The sequence below is a fragment of the Vibrio sp. V03_P4A6T147 genome, assembly GCF_002241085.1.
Classification (GTDB): domain Bacteria; phylum Pseudomonadota; class Gammaproteobacteria; order Enterobacterales; family Vibrionaceae; genus Vibrio; species Vibrio anguillarum.
The window spans coordinates 1-4,352 of sequence record NZ_NDIO01000063.1; the positions used below are offsets into that span (position 1 = coordinate 1).

Annotated in this window: 3 protein-coding genes; all 3 read right to left on the minus strand. The window is 36.6% G+C overall.

Going from position 1 to position 4,352, the window contains the following annotated elements:
- Positions 1-49: 49 nt before the first annotated feature.
- Positions 50-1,201 carry a hypothetical protein gene (locus B9J84_RS02235; RefSeq protein ID WP_094123440.1) on the minus strand — a complete coding sequence of 384 codons (1,152 nt, stop codon included), beginning with the start codon at positions 1,199-1,201 and terminating at the stop codon, positions 50-52.
- 48 nt (positions 1,202-1,249) lie between these two features.
- Entirely contained in the window at positions 1,250-3,616 is a 2,367-nt protein-coding gene (locus B9J84_RS02240; RefSeq protein WP_179217502.1) for a CS1-pili formation C-terminal domain-containing protein, read from the minus strand.
- Positions 3,617-3,721: 105 nt separating this feature from the next.
- Positions 3,722-4,225, minus strand: coding sequence for a CS1 type fimbrial major subunit (locus tag B9J84_RS02245; protein WP_094123442.1), 504 nt, complete (start codon positions 4,223-4,225; stop codon positions 3,722-3,724).
- Between the last annotated feature and the right edge of the window lie 127 nt (positions 4,226-4,352).

A 4,352-nucleotide genomic window follows, 5' to 3' on the forward strand; every position in this document is an offset into this window, starting at 1 on the left:
ACCAGTGATAGTGCGATTTATGAATATATAAAAAATTTAATGTAATTTATTAAAAATCAGCATCATGTATTATAGTGACATTTCCTTCATAGCGACTTCCTGAATACCTCAACATATCTCTAATGGATATTTTATTTATAGAAAAATCGATTGTTCTTTCTGCTCCAAGTAATACATTATCAGAATTAATTCTGGTTGGATTTTTGGATAAATTTAATTTTCTGTCCCTATCATCATAAATAATATCTAGTGGTACTAAATGGTTTTTATTATTTTTAATAGCACAATGTTCTCCAGATTCATATTGACATCGCAGAGAAATATTTAACTTGCTACTAGACCATAAGCGGTATTTTAATTGATAATTTAAAGTATCAGGAGCTTTGCCTCCTGTTAGCCAATTATCCCACCCTATGTTCGGTTTAAGTATAATATTTTCACTACCTTGAGGAAACTCCACTTTTATTTGATGCTTCACACGCAAATTAATTCTTAATGTAATACTATCACTATAGCTTCCATTTCCAAAATCGATATCACCATTAGGTGCTACAGATAACGTCACACTGCCAGTATAGTTACCATTTTTCATAGTCAACGGATTAGGTGTAGAAATATGAAAACCAAAAAATAAGTGATCAATTGTATAAGGTAAATAAGATTTACTAGTAACTTCAACATTTCTGCAACTTTTAACTACTTGAGAAACAGGGAAATTCCATAAAAAAGCAATGTGAGTTGCCCCTCCCACAACAAATGGATGCCTAGTACAAACATTCCTTGAATCATAAGCCCATTTCCGCTCAGGACCAACAAATCGACCACCAAGGTTGGTTGGTATTAATTCCACACTTGCATTATCTCCATTAAAATTATTTAACATAATTGTTTTTGGTTTAAAAACCTTAAAATAGAATAAATCATCTCGCCATACCCCATTATATTTTGGTGTTCTAGTAAGATTGACCGGCATTGAAACAATAGTAGTATCTTTCATCGGTGCACTAGTATTACAAAATCCAATAGGCCATGGCAACCCTTCAGAAAGTTCAGTATAGCATGGCGTAGTATTAATAAACTCCGCACCATTCATAAAAGCATCTGGCTTATATTCAGCATTAATATCAAACACAGCCGAATAAGAAAGTATCGGAAACATAAAAAGCATAAGTGTTATGTTTTTTTTATAGAGCATGTTCATTTTTAGAAACCATTCTGAACTAAAGAGAATTTGTAGTACAGGTGTACGTTAATTATATTGTTTTGCAATGCTACTAGACTTACACAATAAGTCTCCAACTAAGATAGTATCGTGTATAGATCCATTTTTTAAATCACCCAATGAAAATTCACAGGAACTCTGGTATTCATTTTCAACGGTTAAGCTCGGTTGTTTTAAACTGACATCAACGACAAAGAATCCATCAGGTTCACTCACCGTCCTTCCAACATGATTGATCACTTTTGCACCTCCTAATGGTTGAGCATGTTCATCAACTAAACGACCAATTACAGTCACTGTTTTCACGACTTGGACTTTGTGATAACCAACGCCGCCTCGGTTTAAATAATATGGCACAAATGCAGGACGAATGGTCAATGGCGAAGAGTATTGGTCAATCATATCAAATTGTAAGGTTCCATTTTCAAGGGCCGCCACAGGTACTAAGTGTCGTCCACTACCTAAGGTCATACTCTTCCCACCATCGCTAGATACGCGCAAACGAGCCTCTGCTGTATCAGATTCAATATCTAAAATCATAGCAGCTTCTTGTTGGCCACCTCCAGAGCCAATTGCGCTACCTTTTCGATTGATCGCGATCGAACTGTCCATATTTACGCCGTATGACCAATCACGATTATATGAGGAATTTTGCATAAAAACATCTCCATCTACCCAATCGGCAGAGTAGCGGCCATAACCCGAAAAGCCTGAACCATAATTGTCTTGAGTTATACCTGCACTGATCTGTTTTAAAGGTCCTAAGTCCATTTGTTGTTGATAATTCAAACTGAACTCTTGATCTTGTTCACCTGAGCGTGAAGTACGGCTACCCAAACCCAATGATAAATTTCCATTTCCATAACCAAAACTGATTGAAAATGAAAGCCTTGCACCGCGATCTCTCTCATTATTAGTACTTAAGCTTCCTGGACGATCAAACAAGGTTAAACCCCAGTTTACCCATTCACCTTGCCAACGCTCTGCATAACTCCAACTAAGGTTAACCGATGAACCCTGTTTAGGCTGATGAGCAAGATAAAGATTTGTGCTTCCCCAACGTAGCAACGGATACTGCATAGAAAAGTAAGCGGTTGATGCATCATCATGATGAGTTGTATGTCGAGCAGTATGACCTAGTACCATGTTAATAGTGTTCAAATTTATTATGCCTTGTGCATTATATCCCCAACCTATTCCTTCACTGTGGTTCAGAGTACTCAACCAACGCAGTGAAGGTGAAACGTTCCAATCGAATGATATTGACTGGTGTAAACGTTTATCAGCATAACGATTTCCAATACCTACTATCGTTGAGGGTGTTAGTAAATGATTCAACTCTACACCGGCAGTTAATACTTTTGGGATATCCTCATCAATATTGCTCCAGAGCGGAACCTGCCAACCTGCGTAAAGGTTATAACGCCAACGATCTTCTGGTGTCGTCCAACTTGATGGCTTATACACCATCTCAGTTTTTCTTTGAGTTTCTTGACCATCCTCAAGTATGCGAAGTTCGATCTCGTAAATACCTGCCGGCAGTGTCTTGGTATCGAGCATCTGTAAACCAGATTGAATCAGTTGCGATTGCAATAACTGACCATTTTTGTAAATTTCGACGATTCCGGGACGTGCACTGGTTAATTGAATTGGGACTAAACTTGGCACCCCTTGATCTTTGCGTAATAAATCTGAATTACCAAACATAACGCCTACAGTATTAATATCGTTAGATGAAAAATAATTCTGTTGATGAATTAATCCTTGTGAATCAGGAGTGAAATATCCGAAGCGAGTGTAGTATTTACGATTAAGCTGCTCGATATAAGCTTGCCGGATACTTTGTTGATTATAATCACCTTTGACTACATCTCCTTCTGAGAATAGCGTCCACGAATCGACATTACCTTCTAACTGAAAGTTCAGCAAACCAGTCTGTTTTTCTCCTTCAGAAACCCAACGGAGTTGATTGCGCAGTAACAACCCTAGGTTTTCGTCAGGTAATGTCAGGTAGTTATCTTCACTTTCTCGCATCTCAGCCTGACGAGTTATGATAGAAAGCTGAGATTTATCTAGGCTATAATACGCAATTAATATATTCACAGAGCAATTTACACTACATTTCCCTAATTTTAATTTACCTGCTAAGTTTGTTTTCCAAATTTCTCTTTCCTTATCACTAAATTCACTTTCAGAAATATCGACTAAATTTATTAAACGAACGCTATTATCTCTACCAAGAATTAGCTCACCACTACCAAGATTTTTATCATCAATTACAATATTTGCCATTAATGGAGCACCAAAAAAGTAGTCACTAAATCCTTTAGGTAATTGTTGAGATTGTTTAATCAAAGAGGTTAATTCAATGCCAAACGAGTGAGGAGAAAACATTATAAAAAACAAAATGATATATCGCATCGTGATTTACTTCTATCACTAATATAAAGGGGCTCTCGGCCCCTTGTTTTATAAACTAGGGAGTAAATTAAAGTATATTTACTCTCCTGCAGGAGGTGGTGTTACTGGTGCTTCAGATTCAAATACCATACTTACAACCCCTTGATAATTTCCTGGAGTATAACCTCCACTTGGAGCGGCAGCTGGTACTATATCAAAACCAACTTTTTTACCATTTCTGACATTATCTAATGTTAATAATTCTTGGGATTCAGTGCTTAATTCTTTACCTGCAAGTTTAACGATTAAGTCAATTTCCTCATTTCCGTTTGCTCGGCTTAAAGCGGCCTTATTTAATAAGTACCCCTTGATAGGACCAATTGTGCTTTTCACCTCCATTTGTTGAGAAAAGGAAGCAAGCTTTCCTGTATTAGGGTTAAATTGCAATTTTTGCGTGCTATTAATCCAATCACCAACCGCCGCAACATAGAAGTTTTCGCTGGGTATTTGCGCAGATACTGTTACTGTATGCTCCACTGTTTCAGCTGCCATAATAGAACCACTAAATAAAAGTACTAGTGGCATAATACGATTAAATTTCATCTTTATACTTCTCCTTATTATTTAAATAACATTTATAGATTTATTCTATTAAATGTCGTTTTACTGCCTTCAATTAAATCGACATCAATAGATGGATAATTACTATAGCTAACATCGTGCTTTACAC

Coding starts and splice junctions, on each gene's coding strand:
- B9J84_RS02235 (WP_094123440.1), bottom strand. CDS start 1,201: ATGAACATGCTCTATAAAAAAAACATAACACTTATGCTTTTTATGTTT.
- B9J84_RS02240 (WP_179217502.1), bottom strand. CDS start 3,616: ATGTTTTCTCCTCACTCGTTTGGCATTGAATTAACCTCTTTGATTAAA.
- B9J84_RS02245 (WP_094123442.1), bottom strand. CDS start 4,225: ATGAAATTTAATCGTATTATGCCACTAGTACTTTTATTTAGTGGTTCT.